18 protein-coding genes are annotated in these 18,997 nt (G+C 35.5%); 6 read left to right on the forward strand and 12 right to left on the reverse strand.

Annotated features, from left to right (window positions below):
• Positions 1-24 precede the first annotated feature (24 nt).
• Positions 25-1,176 (forward strand): ABC transporter permease, encoded by a 1,152-nt coding sequence (locus tag FH036_RS10950; protein WP_420000962.1) that lies wholly within the window; start codon positions 25-27, stop codon positions 1,174-1,176.
• Between the two features lie 448 nt (positions 1,177-1,624).
• A complete protein-coding gene (gene entC, locus FH036_RS10955) occupies positions 1,625-3,034 on the forward strand; it encodes a cell wall-binding protein EntC (protein ID WP_139895753.1) in 1,410 nt (469 codons plus the stop codon).
• Positions 3,035-3,085: 51 nt separating this feature from the next.
• Here entC and FH036_RS10965 read toward each other — a convergent pair whose 3' ends face one another.
• From FH036_RS10965 to FH036_RS11000, 8 genes are all read right to left on the reverse strand, one after another.
• The gene (locus FH036_RS10965) at positions 3,086-4,009 is read right to left on the reverse strand and encodes a HEAT repeat domain-containing protein (RefSeq protein ID WP_000393381.1); all 924 of its coding nucleotides are present in this window, start codon (positions 4,007-4,009) and stop codon (positions 3,086-3,088) included.
• Positions 4,010-4,117: 108 nt separating this feature from the next.
• Complete coding sequence (locus tag FH036_RS10970) at positions 4,118-5,203, reverse strand: DUF871 domain-containing protein (RefSeq protein WP_139895754.1); 1,086 nt, start codon at positions 5,201-5,203, stop codon at positions 4,118-4,120.
• A complete protein-coding gene (locus FH036_RS10975) occupies positions 5,193-5,471 on the reverse strand; it encodes a hypothetical protein (protein WP_000900037.1) in 279 nt (92 codons plus the stop codon). Before FH036_RS10975 ends, FH036_RS10970 begins: the two co-directional genes overlap by 11 nt.
• Positions 5,447-6,757, reverse strand: a complete 1,311-nt coding sequence (locus tag FH036_RS10980; RefSeq protein ID WP_001013055.1) for a PTS sugar transporter subunit IIC — start codon at positions 6,755-6,757, stop codon at positions 5,447-5,449. Before FH036_RS10980 ends, FH036_RS10975 begins: the two co-directional genes overlap by 25 nt.
• A gap of 82 nt (positions 6,758-6,839) precedes the next feature.
• Entirely contained in the window at positions 6,840-7,145 is a 306-nt protein-coding gene (locus tag FH036_RS10985; RefSeq protein WP_000275647.1) for a PTS sugar transporter subunit IIB, read from the reverse strand.
• A 1-nt stretch (position 7,146) separates the two neighbouring features.
• A complete protein-coding gene (locus FH036_RS10990) occupies positions 7,147-7,467 on the reverse strand; it encodes a PTS lactose/cellobiose transporter subunit IIA (RefSeq protein ID WP_000131335.1) in 321 nt (106 codons plus the stop codon).
• Between the two features lie 111 nt (positions 7,468-7,578).
• Positions 7,579-9,519, reverse strand: coding sequence for a BglG family transcription antiterminator (locus tag FH036_RS10995; RefSeq protein WP_000169846.1), 1,941 nt, complete (start codon positions 9,517-9,519; stop codon positions 7,579-7,581).
• Between the two features lie 74 nt (positions 9,520-9,593).
• A complete protein-coding gene (locus FH036_RS11000) occupies positions 9,594-10,682 on the reverse strand; it encodes a DUF871 domain-containing protein (RefSeq protein ID WP_001253341.1) in 1,089 nt (362 codons plus the stop codon).
• Between the two features lie 318 nt (positions 10,683-11,000).
• Between FH036_RS11000 and FH036_RS11005 the strand changes: the two genes are divergently transcribed.
• Together FH036_RS11005 and FH036_RS11010 are read left to right on the forward strand one after the other, a co-directional pair.
• A complete protein-coding gene (locus tag FH036_RS11005) occupies positions 11,001-12,203 on the forward strand; it encodes an MFS transporter (protein ID WP_000503265.1) in 1,203 nt (400 codons plus the stop codon).
• A gap of 330 nt (positions 12,204-12,533) precedes the next feature.
• Positions 12,534-14,189, forward strand: a complete 1,656-nt coding sequence (locus FH036_RS11010) for a Na/Pi cotransporter family protein (protein ID WP_139895755.1) — start codon at positions 12,534-12,536, stop codon at positions 14,187-14,189.
• Between the two features lie 35 nt (positions 14,190-14,224).
• Here the strand turns inward: FH036_RS11010 and FH036_RS11015 are convergent, their stop codons facing one another.
• Positions 14,225-15,223: a YhdH/YhfP family quinone oxidoreductase gene (locus FH036_RS11015; RefSeq protein ID WP_139895756.1), complete on the reverse strand. Its 999-nt coding sequence runs from the start codon at positions 15,221-15,223 to the stop codon at positions 14,225-14,227.
• 314 nt (positions 15,224-15,537) lie between these two features.
• Between FH036_RS11015 and FH036_RS11020 the strand changes: the two genes are divergently transcribed.
• Together FH036_RS11020 and FH036_RS11025 are read left to right on the forward strand one after the other, a co-directional pair.
• Positions 15,538-16,740, forward strand: a complete 1,203-nt coding sequence (locus tag FH036_RS11020; protein WP_000437409.1) for an LCP family protein — start codon at positions 15,538-15,540, stop codon at positions 16,738-16,740.
• A 148-nt stretch (positions 16,741-16,888) separates the two neighbouring features.
• Positions 16,889-17,329: a hypothetical protein gene (locus FH036_RS11025; RefSeq protein ID WP_000642359.1), complete on the forward strand. Its 441-nt coding sequence runs from the start codon at positions 16,889-16,891 to the stop codon at positions 17,327-17,329.
• A 33-nt stretch (positions 17,330-17,362) separates the two neighbouring features.
• Here FH036_RS11025 and FH036_RS11030 read toward each other — a convergent pair whose 3' ends face one another.
• The 3 genes from FH036_RS11030 to FH036_RS11040 are packed head-to-tail and all read right to left on the reverse strand — an operon-like array spanning position 17,363 to position 18,997.
• Positions 17,363-18,127, reverse strand: a complete 765-nt coding sequence (locus FH036_RS11030) for a sulfite exporter TauE/SafE family protein (RefSeq protein ID WP_000060722.1) — start codon at positions 18,125-18,127, stop codon at positions 17,363-17,365.
• 33 nt (positions 18,128-18,160) lie between these two features.
• Positions 18,161-18,640: a DsrE/DsrF/DrsH-like family protein gene (locus tag FH036_RS11035; RefSeq protein WP_000437743.1), complete on the reverse strand. Its 480-nt coding sequence runs from the start codon at positions 18,638-18,640 to the stop codon at positions 18,161-18,163.
• Between the two features lie 60 nt (positions 18,641-18,700).
• Positions 18,701-18,997: a rhodanese-like domain-containing protein gene (locus FH036_RS11040; RefSeq protein WP_000661804.1), complete on the reverse strand. Its 297-nt coding sequence runs from the start codon at positions 18,995-18,997 to the stop codon at positions 18,701-18,703.

Consider the following 18,997-nt stretch of genomic DNA (forward strand, 5'->3'; position numbering starts at 1 on the left):
TTGAACACGAGTGAAAATATACGCATGGCCCTTTCCTCTATCTTTGCTCATAAAATGCGTTCTATTTTAACGATGCTAGGAATTATTATCGGTATTAGTGCCATTATTACTATCATTTCAATGGGTGATGGTACAAACGCAAAGTTTAAAGAAGAATTAGGCCAAGGAAAAGATAATGAAATAACGATTTACTACGACAACTCTGACTATGGAACAGATGTTGCCAAAATTACAGCTGATATGTTAAAACGCCTTCAAACTGTTCCAGGCGTTAAGGATGTGTATCCAGATGTACGTATGAAAGTAAAAGCAGCTTCTGGTTCAAAAGATGTCTCTCTTGATTTAATAGGTGGAACAGGCGACTTCATGACAGATTCGAAAATAAAATTAGTTCACGGTCGCGAATTAAACGAAAGCGAATTAAAACAAGCAATTCCTGCTGTTATATTAAATGAAGAAGCTTTCAATAAATTATTTAATGGTTGGGAATCAAATTTATACACAGATATAAAAGGAAAGCCGTATAAGGTAGTCGGTGTGTACGAAACGAAAAATGACTTTGGAATGCCTATGTCTGAAGGCTATACGTCACTTGAAAATGTCCCTGTCATTTCAGGAGTAACTGAGTATGACTCTGTAAAATTAACAATGACCTCACCAACAGAACGTAAAAGTGTAGAAAAACAAGCCGTTTCCGTTTTAAACGAAATGAAAGCTCCTAAATTTGAAAATAAATTCAAAGCACAAGACTTAGGTGAATTTACGAAGCAATTAGATGAATCAATCGGTATGATGAAGATGGTATTCGGTGGTATCGCTGCTATTTCCTTACTTGTCGGTGGTATCGGTGTAATGAATATCATGCTCGTATCTGTAACAGAACGTACACGTGAGATTGGTATTCGTAAAGCACTTGGTGCAACGCGCGGTAAAGTATTAACACAATTCTTAATTGAATCTTGTATTTTAACAGGACTCGGTGGTTTCATCGGATTCATGCTCGGTATCTTCTTCGCTTGGATCGTCTCAATCTTTGCTGGATGGCCACTCGTTGTCTCAAAAGAACTTGGACTTCTTGCAGTAGGTATCTCAATGTTAATCGGTATTATATTCGGTTTACTGCCAGCTAATAAAGCTGCCAAACTGGATCCAATTGAATGTTTACGATATGAATAAACAAAAACGTAGGAATTTACACTCCTACGTTTTTTTATTTATCTATTAAATCGTGTTTCTTCTATTATATATGTTTCATGCTATACATACCTTTAACTATTTCAAAGTACTACAGCTATTATAGAATCCTATTATTGCAAAAATAATATGTGACAGACAAAAATCAAGGCGTAATTTTTTCCATACCTCGACTTATTTTGTAACAATTATAGCGATATTTTATTAAATTTCACCTCATTTCTATTTCTCCACAACTAAAATAGTTATTTTTGTATAACTACTTTTCTGTTCCGACAGCAAAATACGCCATTTTTGTAACGATTACGAAACAATTACGTAATACTACAGACATACTATTAACCTATCAGCAATTGAAATATTACCTTTTTTATGCATCCTATGCTCTAACCTCCCCTATAAACTATAAGAAAGCGCTTTTAGGATATTACTGGAATTATTACAGAATATTAATGACCCGTTACGAAAGCTTTGTAATTTTATGTTTTTCGCAAATAAGAAAATAATGGTTGCTATAATGAGGTCAACGAAAACAAATGCAATGGAGGCTATTATGAAAAAATTTATGGGTATAGCAACAGCAGCGGTTTTTGGTCTTGGGATTTTCACAACATCTGCTAAAGCAGAAACAATCGTAACGACTGATGTACTAAATGTACGAGAAAACCCAACTACTGAATCAAAAGTTGTAGGAAAATTATTAGATGGATATAAAGTTAACGTTTTACATACAGAAAACGGATGGTCAAAAGTGAAATTAAACAGCGGTAAAGAAGCTTTCATTAGTGCTGACTACACAAAAGACACTTACTACGTAACAGCTAACGTATTAAACGTACGTGCTGGTGCAAACACAGACTCAGAGATTCTTGGTAAATTGAAACAAGATGACGTAATCGAAACAACACACCAAGTTGAAAATGGTTGGATCCAATTTGAATATAACGGAAAAACAGCTTATGTTCACGTTCCTTACTTAACAGGTAAAGCTCCAGTTAAAGTTCAACCAGTAGTTAAAGCTGCAAAAACAACTACAGTTCAAGATACAGCTAAAGCCGTGGCAACAACTAAAGCTCGTGAAGTAGCTGAAACGCAAGCAAAAGCTAAAGCGGAGGAAGCAACTAAAGCTCGCGAAGCAGCTGAAGCTCAAGCAGCGGCTAAAGCTCGTGAAGCAGCTAAGGCTCAAGAGGCAGCTAAGGCTCAAGAGGCAGCTAAAGCTCAGGCAGAAGCTAAAGCTCAAGAAGCAGCTGAAGCTCAAGCAGAAGCTAAGGCTCAAGAAGCAGCTAAAGCTCGTGAAGCAGCTAAAGCTCAAGAAGTAGCTGAAGCTCAAGCAGCGGCTAAAGCTCAAGAGGCAGCTAAAGCTCGTGAAGCAGCTAAAGCTCAAGAAGCAGCTGAAGCTCGTGAAGCAGCTAAAGCTCAAGAAGCAGCTGAGGCTCAAGAAGCAGCTAAAGCTCGTGAAGCGGCTAAAGCTCAAAAACCAGCTACACAACAACCTGTTGCAAAAGAAACTGAAACAAGTGCACCATCATCTTCTCGTGAATTACGCGTTGTAGCAACAGCTTATACAGCAGATCCACTTGAAAATGGTTATAAAGCAGGCGACCAAGTAAAATCAGCTTTAGGTCACAACTTAACAGCTAATCCAAACATGAAACTAATCGCGGTTGATCCAAGTGTCATTCCATTAGGTTCAAAAGTATGGGTTGAAGGTTACGGAGTAGCAATCGCTGGTGATACTGGTGGAGCTATTAAAGGAAACAAAATCGATGTTTTAATGCCTGATAAAGGTACATCAAGTAACTGGGGACGTAAAACAGTTACAGTTAAAGTATTAAACTAGTTTGTAAAAAAAGGGGCAGTCTCATTGAGGCTGACTCTTTTTTTATGATTCTTACATTCTTTCTTTCTCTTGAAAGTAAGTAATATTATCTCGAAGCCATTTCCTCTCCGACATAAACAAGTTTCCACGTTTTTTGTACACTTTATCAAATGTCTTTAGAACTTCTTCATGATTAGCAAACTTATGTAAGAAACGAAGAGCGATGAGGATTTCTGATTCATCAATAGACTCTACTTGATTTTTACGTCTTCTAGAAACAACTTTCGTTACACGTTCGCAAATTGGCTTAATCGCCATTTCATCTCCATATGCATAAATAGCTCGAATGGCCTCATATTTCACCATGACACTTCTATCAGATAAAGAATCAATATAAACTATTTGTAAGTCTGTTCTTCCGATTTCTGCCAAAGTCTCAATGGCTGCCGAACGAATATAAGCACTATCGCTGTGTAAAAGTTTCGTTAAAGATAAAATTGATCGCTTTGTTCCAATCTCATGTAAAGTAGCACATATATTTACAATATCATCTCGATTCTCTTCCACTGTAAGTAACTTCAATAAGGCATCTTCTGCTTCTAACGATTTACACAACTTTAAAGCAATGACAGCGGAATAACGAACTCCACTATTTTTATGATATATGTAAGGAATAATTTTATGTGCATTGCTCGCTTCAGATAATTTACTTAAATCTATAAGCATACTATCCAACACTACCCTGCTTTCTTCACTTTCTAACCGATTTATCAAATAATCTGCAATATACATCTCTCTAGTATTTATTGCAAGTTGTGTAATTAAAAAATAAAGGCTCGTTTTTATATATACTTTTCGTGCTTCCGTTACTTTCTCTTGGAAACAAGAAAAAAGCGATAAATCATTTAACTCCCTCGCTTCTTCATACGCACATTGCCGAATACCTGCTTCTTCATCATCCATCCGCCTTAATAAATCATCTATATACTCTTCCATCTCCTTCTCTCCCGTCCAAATTAAGTCTATCTCTTTGCATTCTATATACGATAGACTACCATTTCAACAGAAAAAAGAGGATGCCACAGCATCCTCTCCTTCTCTCCCCTATTCCACACAAGTAAACTGCGTCCAAGCTCCTACATAATCTAGTAAGAATAACTCCTCTTCTACAATTGTACCGACAATATTTTTCCGTTCATCTATCGGCATTTCTTTTAGAATAATTTGCAGTTCACCTTTATACTTTCCGAATGAGTTGTTCCCAATTACAACTTGCCCTCTTTCCTGTAATACACTTTCGCGTACTGGGAAGTCATAGTCTTTGTACTTTTTACGCACTTCTGTAGAACGTACCATATATTCTGTTATGTCACCGCGTCTTACGTGTAATTCTTGCAGCGTCGCTTTCTTCTCTACTTCAGTCGCTTCGTCTACAAAGTGTACCTTTAGCTGTAACATGTAACGATTTAAGTTTCCTAGTTTCTCTAACTCTTCTTCACTCGCATAAGCATTTCCGATAATCACATCATCAATAAGCCCTGTCGCCCATAAATGTTTCGCTTGTACTTCAATCGGTAAGTTACGGTGTTGTTCTAACGTACATAATCCGTCGTTAATATCCCATGGACCGATGTTAGCTGCATGTGACGTAATAAATGCTGCCGTACGAATACCGTGTTTTTTAAAACGTTCACTACAGCGAATGAAATAATCATACGGAAGACCAGTGAATTTTTGCGGATAGAAGTTATGACAACCAATTAAAGCTGGTTTATTCGCCTGATGCGAAAGAATATTTTCTAAGTACGCAATATCGTTACTTACGTTTAGCTCAATTTTTAAGCCATACGGGTTATTCGTCATTTTCGCTTCAGTTAATCCGTCAAACCCTAAATCTAATCGAATACCGTCTGCACCTAACTCTGCGAAAAATGATAGATCACTATAACTAATATCAAGCTGATCAAAGACAGCCGGAGCTACATCTAAAATAACTTCCATATTATTATCTTTTGCATGATGAATAATTTCTTTAAATTCAGCTACAATTTCTTCTTTCGGACGATTCACAGACAATAGGCATGTGAATATTCTTGAAAAACCGTGGCGTGCCGCTACCGAAATATATGCCATATCTTTTTCCTTCGTTGAATGCTCTGGATAAAGTGAAATTCCTAATTTACGCTCCATGCTTTTGCATCTCCTTCACACGTTGTATTAATGCCATGCTCGTAAATCTATATTTTGCAGATAAACATGTTGCACATAAAATCGTTGGTACAATAATTACGTACGGTGATTGTAAGCTTAGCATTACATAGGCACCCATTGAACTACCGATAAATACAATTGATACTAGTAGTAAAACTAATAAAGATTTACTTTGTACCCATTTTGAATAATGTGCAATACACTGCCCCGCTACAAATGTAATTAAGATGATAATTGCTCCGAGCATTTTTCTTTCTCCTCTCCTGCTAATTGTTGTTTCTCATACATTTTGAAGAACGGATAGTAAATAACGAATGAGATAACAAAGTTAACAAGTACAAGTACACCAGCCATAATTGTCCAGTCCGTACTAATAACCGCTGCAATTGGCGCTAACATCGTAAATGGCAATTTCGCCATCATCATCGGAATCATACCTGAAACAACTGCGAAATATGATACTGTCGTTGTAACTAACGGTGTAATTACGAACGGAATAATTAAGATTGGGTTCATTACAATTGGTGCCCCGAAAATAATTGGTTCATTAATATTGAATAAGCCTGGCACGAATGATAATCTACCTAACTCTTTTAAGAACTTAGATTTAGAGAACATAAACATAATTACTAAAGCTAACGTTGAGCCTGATCCACCAATCCATACGAACCATTGAATAAATTGCTCTGTAAATAAGTTTGGTAATTGATGTGCATTTCCTGTAGCTGTGAATACTTCCATATTTTCAAGAATTGCAGAATCCCACATTGGACGAATGATCGGTCCTAAAATCGCAGGGCCATGTATACCGAATGACCAGAAGAATACGATTAAGAATACTGTTAATAAACCGCCGAATAAATTATTTCCTACTAATACTGATTTTAGTGGTGCGATTAAATATGTGATTGTTGTATTTACATCAAATTTTAAACCGTAGCGAATGCCCCAGAATAAAAGAATAACTGCTAACGTTGGAATTAATGCTGCAAACGAATTTGAAACTGCTGGTGGTACACTATCTGGTAATTTAATTGAGATATTATGCTTAATCATAAAGTGATAAATTTCTACTGCAATTAAAGCTGTAACAATTGCGCCGAATAAAGATGTTGCACTTAATGTTCCTACTGAAATGTATCTACCTGCATCAATAACACCTGGTACGGCTTTCGTAATTTGAATGGGTTCAACTGATGCTAGTAAAAAGGCGAGTACAGATAATAACCCTGCACTTAACTGATTGAGCTGATAAAAGTTCGCGAGCGAAGCCCCTACCCCAAATGCTGCATATAATGCCATTAGTCCTACTGTAAATCGGAATGGAATATCTAAAATATGGCGAAACGGTGCAATCCACTCCATATATGCATCAATTGGTAAGTTTAAAAAGATAACGAAAAATGATCCGACAATCGTTAACGGTAATGTAGAAATAACCCCGTTTCGAATTGCTAATAAATGTCGCTGTCCGGCAATCTTTTGTGTTGTTGGCATAATCTTTTGTTCCATAAAACTCATAAAACCATTCATCAAAACCCCTCCTCTTTCTCTTTTCTATGAAAGAATGAAATAAAGTTATAACATTATAATGTTTGTATTTAAAAAAATATAATTATGCTAAAACTAATTGTTCTGCTTGTTTCAATACTTTCAAACCATCACACATGCCATAATCTCGTTGGTCTATAATCGCAACTGGTATATTGTATGAATTTGCAAGAAACTCTACGGCTGGAAATAAATATTTCACTTGCGGACCAATTAAAACAACATCAGCATTTTTTATTTCCAGTTTCACAAGTTCTGAATCAACTGCTTTAATTTTATAATCCTTCCCTTGTTTCATTGCCTCTTCTTGCATTTTTCTTACAACCATACTCGTTGACATGCCTGCTGCACAACATAATAAAATGTACATCTTATACTGTCACTTTCTCTTCTATTCGTTTATGAAGAGTGATAAATTCTTCCGCAAGTTCTTTCACTGTAATTGCATTCATTAAATGATCTTGTGCATGCACTAACAGTAAACTGATTTCTGCATGATTTCCTCTTGCTTCTTCTTGAATTAAGTCTGTTTGAATACGATGAGCTGCTGAAATTTCTTCCCTAGCAAGTTTCATCTTTTCACTCGCATTCTCAAAATCTCCTTGTCTTGCAAAAGCAATTGCTTCAAGTGACGCGCTTCTCGCGTTGCCACCATGTAAAATTAACGCAAATGGAGTTTGCATATCAGTCATTTTAAATTCCCCCAAGCCATCTTTTTTCTATATTGTTATCTTATTATGAAAACGCATACAATTAAACATAAAAAACTTCCGTTATGTAACGGAAGTTTTTATATACTTCTCTTATAACGATAATAATATCTCTTGAAAATCTTCAACCACTTCAGCCTGAGCTAATTTCTCTATCGTATTTTGATTAGACATAATATCATATAAAAAATCATAAAGCTTTTGTAAATCTTCATTATTATTGCGCTTTACACTAAATAAAATAATAACTTGTACTTTCTTATCTCCCCAGTCAACCGCTTTATCAAGTGTACAAAACATCAAAAATGTTTTCTCACTTAATAACTGCATCGGATGTGGAATCGCAACTAAATTCCCAACCGCTGTAGGGGATGTATTCTCTCTTTCCATAACAGAGTCATAAAAGTTTTCTGGTACATAATTTTTTTCAGCAGCTTTCTCACATAAAAATTGGATAACCTCTTCCTTCGTAGAAGCACTGTAATTTAAAAAGATTAAATCTTCCTTCATATATTGCTGCACACTAGTATTCACATGCGTAAATAACTGCTGACCAATTGACTTAATCTCTTTATCATCAAATATTGAGTTTACTTTTATAACAGGCACAGGTAAACCACTTGGTATATGAATCGTACTAATAATACAATCTATCTTTTCTTTGTAGAGATCTTCTACTTTCAATTGATAATAACCTGTAATCCCTACAATCTCTAATTTATCTCGGAACTGTGATAGAATTTTATATTTCAATAGTTGAGCACTTCCTTGACCAGTCGCACAAACTAATAAACATCTTTTCTTTTGATTCTGTTCCTGTAAACGGCTCATCGCTCCGCCGAAGTGAATCGCAATATAACCAATCTCACTTTCCGGAATCGATTCTCCCGTGTATTCACCAATTATATCTCCAACGAGAACCGCAATTTCAAAAGCATACGGATAATTCTTTTTCACTTCTGCCAAAAGAGGATTTCTCGTATTTAACTTATACTTCAAACGGTTTAATAACGTTTTTAAATGAACACCAAACCCAAATAATAATTCTTCATCATAATAAAAAATAAGATTCCGTTCTTCCGCTACTTTAAAAAGAATATGTTGCATGAATGCATATAGATCTTTTCCTAATAGTTCTTCCACATTTTCATAACGATCTTTCGTTGTAACAGCAGTGCTTAATAAATGCATCGTCACATATAAAACTTCTTCTTCTGGAAATGAAAGATGCAACTCTTTCTCTAAATCCTCTAAAATCTCTTTCGCAATTGTATATTCTTTCTTTATGATAAGTTCAGCTTGCTCTACATGTAGTCCTTTCATATAATGTTGATCTTCACAACGCTTTAATGCAATTGCAATATGAATGACTAAATTATCAATTTCTATATCTGATAAATATATCGCTCCTCCTTCGATATACTTTAGTATAACCGAACGGATAAGCGGTATATGAGGTAACGATAAGTATGTATCACTCTGCTCAAATTGCTCATGAAACGGAGTATGGTCATAACGCGGTAAACCATATTGTGATAAACAAGAACGAATATGAAACTCCTCTCCGACAATACGTATACCATAATACGGTCTCTTTTCAATTTGTAATTGATAGCGACCACATATATCTGTAACATCTTTCATAATTAAATTTACTGTCGATTTACTGACATAAATCTCCTCTGCTAACTGTGAAAGCTTCACATATCCCTCAGTCGTTAAAATACGTTGCAGAATGTAAGCTACCCTTTCTTCATAAGAAGTCGGGATTTTTTCTGTCTGTTTTTGAAATAGACTCACGCAAAACTCTTCAAACTTCTTCGCTTGTATAATTTCTAGTTCGTATCCAGTCCCTCTTTGCGATTCAATTTTCGCTCCATTTTCTTCCAATATATTATTTAATAATTTTATATCTTTTTGAATCGTCTTCGTTGATACATGTAAACGGCTCGCTAAAAAAGCTCGATTTAACATCGATTTCTCTTCTAAAAACTCCTCTAAAATAGAAACTAATCGCTGATGCACCTTTGTCATAGCTCTTCCTCTCGCACTTATATAAAAAGGAAAAAGCTGCTGAGGTCAGTAGTTTTTTCCTTTTTTAAATTTATCTATTTCTTTAATGTAAATCCGAATTTATCCCATGCTTGTAAATAGTCTAGTAAGAAAATCTCTTCTTCTACAATTCGACCAACTACATTTGTTTTTCCTGTATTCACCATATCTTTTAATGCAATTTGCAATTCACCTTTATATTGGCCATATTGCTCATTATCAATTAAAAGATCGCCACGCTTAATTTCACGTGTATGATGAGGTTTAAACTCTTCTTTTTTATATTTCACACGGCTTTGTGTCGAGCGAATCATATATTCAGATACATCCCCGCGATAAAAATGAGGTTCATCTAATACGATAATTCTTTCTAGTTCTGTCGTTGTATCATATAACTCTATATCAAATGTTTGTTTCTCTTTATTTAATGCACCTAGTGCTTGTAATTCTTCTTCTGATGCATAAGCGTTCGCAATAATAACATCATCAATTAATTCTGTCGCAAATAAATGCTTCGCCTGTGTTGTCATTGGCAGTTCACGATGCTGTTCTAACGTACATAATCCTTCTGTTACGGGCCAAGGTCCATATGTTGCATCAAATGATGAAATAAAAGCAGCCGTTCTCATACCGTAATCTTTAAATTGTTTCGAGCATTTAATGAAATGATCGTATGATAATCCAGAATAACGATGCGGATAAAAATTATGGCAACCAATTAAATTTTCACGATTTGGTCTATGGCTCATAATATTATCTACATACTTCGTACCGTTACTCATATTAATCTCAATTTTTAAGCCATACGGATTGTACGTCATAATTGATTCTTCTAATCCTGAGAAACCAACATCTAAACGAATACCGTACGCACCTAGTTCATGGAAGAATGATAAATCATTATACGAAATACCTAGTTGTTCAAAAACAGCTGGACTAATATCAACTAATACTTGGAACCCTAATGCATTTGCATGAGAGATCGTTTCTTTAAACTCTTCTATAATTTTCTCTTTTTCTCCATCTACAGACAATAAGCATGTGAATACACGTGTAAATCCGTATTTACTTGCTAATGTTAAATATTCCTTATCTTTCTCTACTGTTGAATGTTCTGGATAAATAGAAATACCTAATCGTCTCATATGTACACGCCTCTTTCTTCATTGTTTTGTAAACCTTTTCAAATATATGTAGTGAAAAAGTATATATCCCCTTCTCATTCACTACTTTTTGAATCCGCTTTCTTTAAAGAAAAAACAATTTCTATCATTCATAACAACTACCAGTCTATACATCTATACTTTACATCTTTTTTTCATAGTTGTGTAGTCTTTCCACAAATTTGTCAGTTTTTTACCTCGAAAATTGTTGTACGTTTTCAAGGCACCTTCCTTGACTGTTTCATTGGCCAATACATATACTCGAAAGAAAACAGAAATTTTTATATAGGGGATGAATATATGGGAGAAGCAATACTCGTAAAACGAGAACCGTTATGGACGAAAGAATTTGTTGCGCTAATTCTAGCAAACTTATGTATGTTTTTAGGATTTCAAATGTTAATTCCGACTTTACCTGTTTATGTGAAAGAAATTGGAGGTACAAGTTCCAATATTGGATTTGTTGTCGGTATGTTTACTGTTGCGGCACTTTTTGTTAGACCGCTAACTGGAAATGCCTTGCAAAAATTCAGCAAAAAAATCATTTTAATGATCGGTACTGCTATTTGTTTACTCGCTATGGGTAGTTATCTTTTCGCTTCAACTGTTTTCCTATTGCTTGCCGTTCGAATTTTACACGGAGCTGGTTTTGGTATTACAACGACTACATATGGAACTGTCGTTTCAGATTTAATTCCGCAAGCTCGCCGCGGTGAAGGCATGGGATATTTCGGTCTTTCTGGAACGATTGCAATGGCGCTCGGTCCACTTATCGGACTTTGGCTTATGCAAACATATAACTTCACGATTCTTTTTTTATGTGCACTTTCCTGTACAATTGTTTCATTAATATTAACGAAACTACTTCAAATCAAAAAATCGCCGCAATCACCACAGCAAACATCTGGTACCTTCCTTGATGGATTTATTGAACGTAAAGCTTTACTTCCTTCATTATTAATATTATGTATTACATTAATGTACGGGGGAATCGGAAGCTTTATTACGTTATTTGCTACGGAAGTCGGCATTGCTGATATAAGCCTCTTCTTCTTATTTAATGCACTTGCAATCGCTGTTACTCGTCCATTTTCCGGAAAGTTATATGATGCGAAAGGTCATTCCTTCGTAATTATTCCAGGAGTTATTATTACGTTTACAGGGATTATTTTATTGTCGTATACAACTACCATTCCAAGCTTAATTATTGCAGCAGCATGCTACGGAAGTGGTTTCGGAGCGATTCAACCTGCACTACAAGCGTGGATGATTGACCGAGTAGCACCGCACCGACGAGGAGTCGCAACAGCTACATTCTTCTCAGCATTTGACCTTGGAATTGGTGCTGGCGCGATTATTTTTGGATTCATTGCACATTTTACAAACTACGCAACTGTATATCGTTATTCCTCTCTACTACTTATTGCTTTCCTGTTCATTTACATTACAAGTGTAAAAAAACAAAAGCATGGTGACAAAAATACGGAAAAAGCTGCTGGATAATTCCAGTGGCTTTTTTACGTATTTTTGATTTTATAAAACTACATGCATTTTCCTACATATTTTTTTACCTTTCATCAAAAAATATACGATGAACTCACAGACGCTTTCCTTCATATACAAATGAAAAACACTATTCTAAAGAGTGTGATTTCTTTACAAAAATACGATTTACAAAAGATAAAAACCAATAAAATACAGCTGTTTCTTTAAAGAATTGTAAACTTTTTATCCCTTTGTAAATTTAGTGTAAATTTTACTGATAAATCGTTTACAGTGTCTCACGGTTTAGTTAATAATTACATCGTACATGAAATTTAAGGAGTGGAATGCGTGGAATACAATGTTCAAGATATGATCTTCCAGTTCATTGGTGGATTAGGTATTTTCTTATTCGGAATTAAATACATGGGCGATGGACTGCAACAAGCTGCTGGAGATCGTCTTCGTGATATTCTAGATCGCTTTACAACAAACCCACTGATGGGTGTACTAGCAGGTATGTTAGTTACCGTATTAATCCAATCAAGTTCAGGAACAACCGCTTTAACAGTCGGACTTGTAAGTGCTGGGTTTATGACATTAAGACAAGCAATCGGTGTTATTATGGGTGCGAACATCGGTACGACAGTTACTGCATTTATTATTGGAATTAAAATCGGAGAATATGCTCTTCCAATTATGGCAGTTGGAGCTATCTTACTATTCTTCTTTAAAAATAAAAAAGTACATTCTTTAGGTCAAGTTATATTCGGTTTTGGTATGTTATTCTTCGGTTTAGAACTAATGAGCACAGGTATGAAGCCTCTTCGCTCTTTAGAATCATTCCAAGAATTAACGGTTAGCATGAGTGATAATGCAATTTTAGGTATTGTTGTTGGTACAGTCTTCACTTTAATTGTACAAAGCTCAAGTGCAACAATCGGTATTTTACAAGAACTATTCGGTCAAGGTGCAATCGATTTACAAGCTGCCCTTCCTGTATTGTTTGGTGATAACATCGGTACAACAATTACAGCTGTATTAGCAGCAATCGGTACTTCAATTGCTGCAAGACGCGCAGCATTAGTTCACGTTATCTTTAATATTGTCGGTACAATCATCTTTACAATTTTATTAATACCTTTTACAAATTTAATTCAATACTTCCAAACGTCATTAAACTTAAATCCAGAGATGACAATTGCATTTGCACACGGAACATTTAACGTAACGAATACAATTATTCAGTTCCCATTCATTGCTGTATTAGCATGGATTGTAACGAAAATTATTCGCGGGGAAGATGCTGCTATTGATTTCAAACCGCAACATTTAAATCCAATCTTTATTGAACAATCTCCAGCTATTGCTTTAACTGAAGCACAAAAAGAGATTATTCGTATGGCTGAGTTTTCATTACATGGGTTAAAAGAAGCAAACCAATTTTTAAACACACAAGATAAAAAACACGCTGACATGGCTACTCAATTAGAAGGAGCTATTAACAACTTAGATAAAAAAATTACCGAGTATTTAGTTTTACTATCAGAAAAACCACTTTCACCGACAGACTCTGAGAAGCATTCAGTCCTAGCAGGTGTCGTTGGCGATATTGAACGTGTCGGTGATCATGTAGAAAACCTTGTAGAACTTGTAGATTTCCAAATTTCAAACCGTGTTTCCCTATCAAACGAAGCACTAGCTGAATTAAATGAAATGCTTGAGTTAACGATTTCAACATTACAAGACGCAGTTGAAGCTTTAACAAACTTCGATACTGAACTAGCTCAAACAGTTATTGCAAAAGAACGTAAAATCGATCAAATGGAACGTGTTCTTCGTAAACGTCACGTATTACGTCTGAATGAACGTAGCTGTTCAGGTGATGCAAGTATCATCTTCGTTGATATGGTAAGTAACTTAGAGCGCATTGGCGATCACGCTGTAAATATCGCTGATGGTGTTTTAGGTGAACAGAGTAAAGTCCATTTAAAACAATCATTATAATAAGAAAAGAGACGCTAATGTAAGCGTCTCTTTTCTTATTTCATATTTACAACAGTTCTTCCCTTTAATTTTCCTTGCAATATAAGTGTAAACTTCTCATCTAGCTCTTCTAATGTACATTCTTCTGTATAAGATTGTAACTCTTTATTTCCCCATTCATTTGCTAAGAGCGTCCACACATCACTTCTCACATCTACTGGACATTGCACAGAATCTACCCCTAAAAGGCTTATGCCTCGCAAAATAAACGGATATACCGTTGTTTGTAATTCATGGCCTGCCACATTACCGCATGTCGTTATGCATCCGCCATACTTTACCGTTTTTAAAGCTGTTTCTAACATGTGCCCACCTACAGTATCGATAACTCCGGCGTATATTCCTTTAAGCATTGGTCTTCCTGATTCATCATTCAATTCTGCGCGATGAATCACCTTTTTCGCTCCTAGACGTAGTAGCATCTGTTCCTCTTCCATTTTTCCTGTCGCTCCTACTACGCTAAACCCTAACTTACTTAAAATACTAACAGCTACACTTCCTACGCCACCTGTAGCACCCGTTACTAAAACATCGCCCATACTAGGCGTTACTCCTGCTCTAATAAGCTTATATACTGATAAAGCGGCGGTAAAACCGGCTGTCCCGTACATCATACTTTCCTTTAATGACATTCCCTCTGGTAACGGGACAACCCAAGACGCCGGCACGCGAATATATTCTCCGAAACCACCAGAAGTATTCATACCTAAATCATATCCCGTTACAATGACTTGATCTCCTGACTTAATGGTTTCATCTTTACTACTCACAACCACTCCTGCTGCATCAATTCCTGGCGTATGAGGATATGTTCTCGTAACACCTTTATTGCCTGTGGCTGAAAGAGCATCTTTATAATTTAATGAAGAATAATGAACCTGTATGAATACGTCCCCCTCAGGTAAACTACTTACTTCTCTCTCGACAACGTTTCTTACAAACTGCTTATTTTCTGTTTCGTTCACAACGATTGCTCGGAATGATGTATGATTCATTATGTTCTCTCCTTTATCCGTCAAATTCTTCTTTATTATATAGAAGAAACTAGTAAACCTACTCATTTCTTCTTGGCTATATTTCAACAAATCTTACTTCTCTATTACTTTCTCATAATACATATTTTCATTTCTACTAAAAAACCTTATACTTATTCTACATCTAAAAAATAAAATATATAAAATCTGACTTTTTATAAATAAATTGAATTTTTACGAAATGTAAATGATTTGTAATGTTTTTTTTCGCTAAATTTCATTATAATAAGTGGATATGAGTGTCGTATTTCAATCCAAATGAAGGAGTACAGGAAATGGAGCAAAACCCATCTTTGCAAGAAAATACACGCAGTAAACCGAAAAAAAGTAAGAAAAAAATAAAAATTATTATAAGCGTTATACTATTCTTTTTAATAGTAGGTGGCGGTTATACTTGGTTTTTAGTAAATAAAGCATCTTCTGCTGTTCGAAATGCCGCACATGATTTAGCGCGCGGTGATAAATCTGATTTACGTGATAAAGCTGTAAAACCTATTACAAACAATGTCTCTGTTTTAATAATGGGTGTTGATGAAAGTGATGTCCGGGGAAAAGAATATGGTGAAGCTATAAGAACGGATGCACTATTACTTGCAACGTTTAATAAAGATAGCAAAACTGTAAAACTATTAAGTATCCCACGTGACACATATACTTATATTCCAATAGAAAAGAAAAAAGATAAAATTACACACGCTCATGCATTCGGTTCTGCTAAAAACGGAAAAAATGGTGGACCACAAGCAAGCATTGATGCAGTTGAAAAATTAATGAATGTTCCTGTCGATTATTTTGTGAAATTTAACTTTAAATCATTTATAAAAATCGTCGATGACTTGGGCGGTATTGAAGTTGATGTACCAGTTGAATTTACTGAGCAAGATAGCAATGATAATGCAGAGGCAATTCACCTAGAAAAAGGTGTTCAAAAGTTAAATGGCGAAGAAGCTCTTGCTCTTGCTAGAACAAGACACATCGATAGTGATGCAATGCGTGGACAACGTCAACAACTCGTTATCGAGGCTATTTTAAAGAAACTAACAAGTGTTGGTTCTGTAACAAAAGTTGGCAACATCATTGATGATATTAACGGACAATTCGTTACAAACTTAACATTTGATGATATGCTTTCATTCTATAAGTACGGATCGGATTCAGAAATCGAGAAATTACAAATTCAAGGTGACGACTGCTATATGGAAAAAGGTGACGATACATGTAGCAAATCCGCTGGTGGCGGCCGAACGTATTACTACAATCCAGATAAAAAAGAATTAGCAAAAGTTACAAATGATCTTCGTTCTCATCTCGGATTACCTGCATATACAAAAACAGACTCTGATTCGAAAAAAACAAGTACAGAGAAAATAAAAGAATCTAAGTCTGAAAATTCAAGTGAACGCGAATCAAGTAACAATGAAGTGAAAAATAAAAATAGCAATGAAGATACAGAAACATCGTCTAACGACAATGAATAATAAAGAAGCAGTTCTCTATGGAGGTAGAGTACTGCTTCTTTTTATTCCGTCACAATTAAAAATCAGAACTTTCTAACTATCTTTTTTAATATTTTTAAATTATAATAAATAGTAGCAATCTATTCCAATTATCAGGAGGCTCATACATATGAAAGCTGCAGTAAAACATAACATCTCAGATTTTAAAGACTACTTAAAATCAAACGATATATACATGGAAGAAAATATAGATGAAAATGATGGCTCTGTTCACTTTTCAGTAGGATTAGAGACAGAAGCTGGCGCAAAAATTCAACTGATCGCTGCTTTCCAAAACGAACATCCTACTGTAGATATATACTGCTTCAATGTTGCTCACGTACCGGATGCAACAGCAACAAATGACATTTTGCACGTTATCAATGAATTAAACACATCTTACCGATTTGCAAAATTCACATTAAACAAGCAAAATGCAATTGACATTTCAACATCTCTTGCATTCTCAGAACCAAACTTTAATCCAGCACTTGTATTTGAACATACGAGAATGCTATATAAATTAGCTAATGACGAATATAAGAACTTAATGAAAGTGATTTGGGCGTAAATAAAAGGATGGGCTGCAAGCAGCGCCATCCTTTTATTTCGATATCATATCAATCCACATCTTAATAGCTGTTCCTACAATCAAAATCGATAACATATATTGCAGTGCTTTTTGATTGATCTTTTTCCCAACTCGCGCTCCAAGCGGCGCAGCAAAGATGCTTGCAATCGCAATAATAAGAGCTGGCATTACAACTACTTGCCCAGTTATCACTTTTCCAGTCGTAATCCCTACTGAGGAAATGAACGTAATAGCGATAGAGGTTGCTATCGTTGTACGTATTGGCAAATTTAAAATGACTAGCATAATCGGAACTAAAAGGAACGAACCTCCAGCACCTATAATACCTGATGCTCCGCCTACACTAAACGCTAACAAGCTTGCTAACCATTTATTATATTTCAGTTCATCACCATTATTTCGTTTCGGTACGAACATCATAATAGCAGCAATTGTTGCTAACGCTGCATAAACAACATTGACCGTATGTTCCGCTAATGCATTAGCACCAAAACTACCTATAAAACTTCCTATTAATATACTAGCTCCCATATACACAACGAGCGTTTTATCCATATCATTACTTTTCCGATAAGCCCATGCCCCTGCAAAAGTTGCAAAGAATACTTGCACCGCTGTAATACCACTCACTTCATGTGCAGTATAGCCAGTAAATCCTAGCAATACCGGAATGTATAAGATCATCGGATAATTAATAATCGCACCGCCAATTCCAACCATTCCTGATATAAACGATCCTATAAACCCAATTATAAAAAGTAATACGACTAAGCTCATCTTACATCCCCTCCCTTCTAGAAAGAAGATGAATTAAATGAATAAGTTCACATTCCCATCCGAAGCATCTGCTAAATATGCTCCTACTCCTGCAAACTCTACCCCTTCCATAATCTCTTCCTCTTTTAACCCTAATAAATCTACTGTCATTTGACAAGCGACAAGTTTAATCCCCTGCTCTTTCGCCAAATCTATTAAATCTGGTAACGGCATCGCATTATGTTTTTTCATAATACCTTTAATCATCTTTGGTCCCATACCAGCAAAATTCATTTTAGATAACCCCATCTTATCAGCGCCACGTGGCATCATTTTTCCAAACACTTTTTCGATGAAATTTTTCTTTACCTTCACAGGTTCATCTTTTCTTAAAGCATTTAATCCCCAGAAAGTATGAAAAATCGTTACCTCTTGATCATAAGCAGCTGCACCATTTGCAATAATATAAGCAGCCATCGCTTTATCATAATCTCCGCTAAACAAAACGATTGTTGTTTTCTTTTGTTGTTCCATGTTGTCCTTCCTCCAATTACCTATAGGGGTATTTTCATTTTTATAAAAAATCGTTTCGCCCTATTCTCCTTTACCTTCCCAAGCTAACATACCACCTACCATATTGATCACTTGAAAACCGTAACTTTCTAAAAACTGAACTGCTCTTGCACTTCTTCCGCCAGAACGACAAACGATAATATACTCTTTCTTTTTATCCAACTCATGCATACGAAATTCTAACAGTCCTAGTGGAATATTACACGCTTCTGGAATTTTCCCTTCAGCTACTTCTTCTACTTCACGTACATCTACGATATTTACTGCTTCTTTACGTACCAATTTTTCTTCTAATTCTTTTGCTGTCATTTCTTTCAT

This window comes from Bacillus sp. CD3-5 (genome assembly GCF_006349665.1).
Classification (GTDB): domain Bacteria; phylum Bacillota; class Bacilli; order Bacillales; family Bacillaceae_G; genus Bacillus_A; species Bacillus_A paranthracis.

What these genes read in the sequence shown, in the direction of transcription:
- FH036_RS11005 (WP_000503265.1), top strand. Translation starts at nt 11,001, where the DNA reads ATGGGAGAAGCAATACTCGTAAAACGAGAACCGTTATGGACGAAAGAA.
- FH036_RS10990 (WP_000131335.1), bottom strand. Translation starts at nt 7,467, where the DNA reads ATGACTGATATGCAAACTCCATTTGCGTTAATTTTACATGGTGGCAAC.
- FH036_RS11000 (WP_001253341.1), bottom strand. Translation starts at nt 10,682, where the DNA reads ATGAGACGATTAGGTATTTCTATTTATCCAGAACATTCAACAGTAGAG.
- FH036_RS10965 (WP_000393381.1), bottom strand. Translation starts at nt 4,009, where the DNA reads ATGGAAGAGTATATAGATGATTTATTAAGGCGGATGGATGATGAAGAA.
- FH036_RS10985 (WP_000275647.1), bottom strand. Translation starts at nt 7,145, where the DNA reads ATGTACATTTTATTATGTTGTGCAGCAGGCATGTCAACGAGTATGGTT.
- FH036_RS10970 (WP_139895754.1), bottom strand. Translation starts at nt 5,203, where the DNA reads ATGGAGCGTAAATTAGGAATTTCACTTTATCCAGAGCATTCAACGAAG.
- FH036_RS11015 (WP_139895756.1), bottom strand. Translation starts at nt 15,223, where the DNA reads ATGAATCATACATCATTCCGAGCAATCGTTGTGAACGAAACAGAAAAT.
- FH036_RS10975 (WP_000900037.1), bottom strand. Translation starts at nt 5,471, where the DNA reads ATGCTCGGAGCAATTATCATCTTAATTACATTTGTAGCGGGGCAGTGT.
- FH036_RS10950 (WP_420000962.1), top strand. Translation starts at nt 25, where the DNA reads ATGGCCCTTTCCTCTATCTTTGCTCATAAAATGCGTTCTATTTTAACG.
- FH036_RS10995 (WP_000169846.1), bottom strand. Translation starts at nt 9,519, where the DNA reads ATGACAAAGGTGCATCAGCGATTAGTTTCTATTTTAGAGGAGTTTTTA.
- FH036_RS10980 (WP_001013055.1), bottom strand. Translation starts at nt 6,757, where the DNA reads ATGAATGGTTTTATGAGTTTTATGGAACAAAAGATTATGCCAACAACA.
- FH036_RS11020 (WP_000437409.1), top strand. Translation starts at nt 15,538, where the DNA reads ATGGAGCAAAACCCATCTTTGCAAGAAAATACACGCAGTAAACCGAAA.
- FH036_RS11040 (WP_000661804.1), bottom strand. Translation starts at nt 18,997, where the DNA reads ATGAAAGAAATGACAGCAAAAGAATTAGAAGAAAAATTGGTACGTAAA.
- FH036_RS11030 (WP_000060722.1), bottom strand. Translation starts at nt 18,127, where the DNA reads ATGAGCTTAGTCGTATTACTTTTTATAATTGGGTTTATAGGATCGTTT.
- FH036_RS11025 (WP_000642359.1), top strand. Translation starts at nt 16,889, where the DNA reads ATGAAAGCTGCAGTAAAACATAACATCTCAGATTTTAAAGACTACTTA.
- FH036_RS11035 (WP_000437743.1), bottom strand. Translation starts at nt 18,640, where the DNA reads ATGGAACAACAAAAGAAAACAACAATCGTTTTGTTTAGCGGAGATTAT.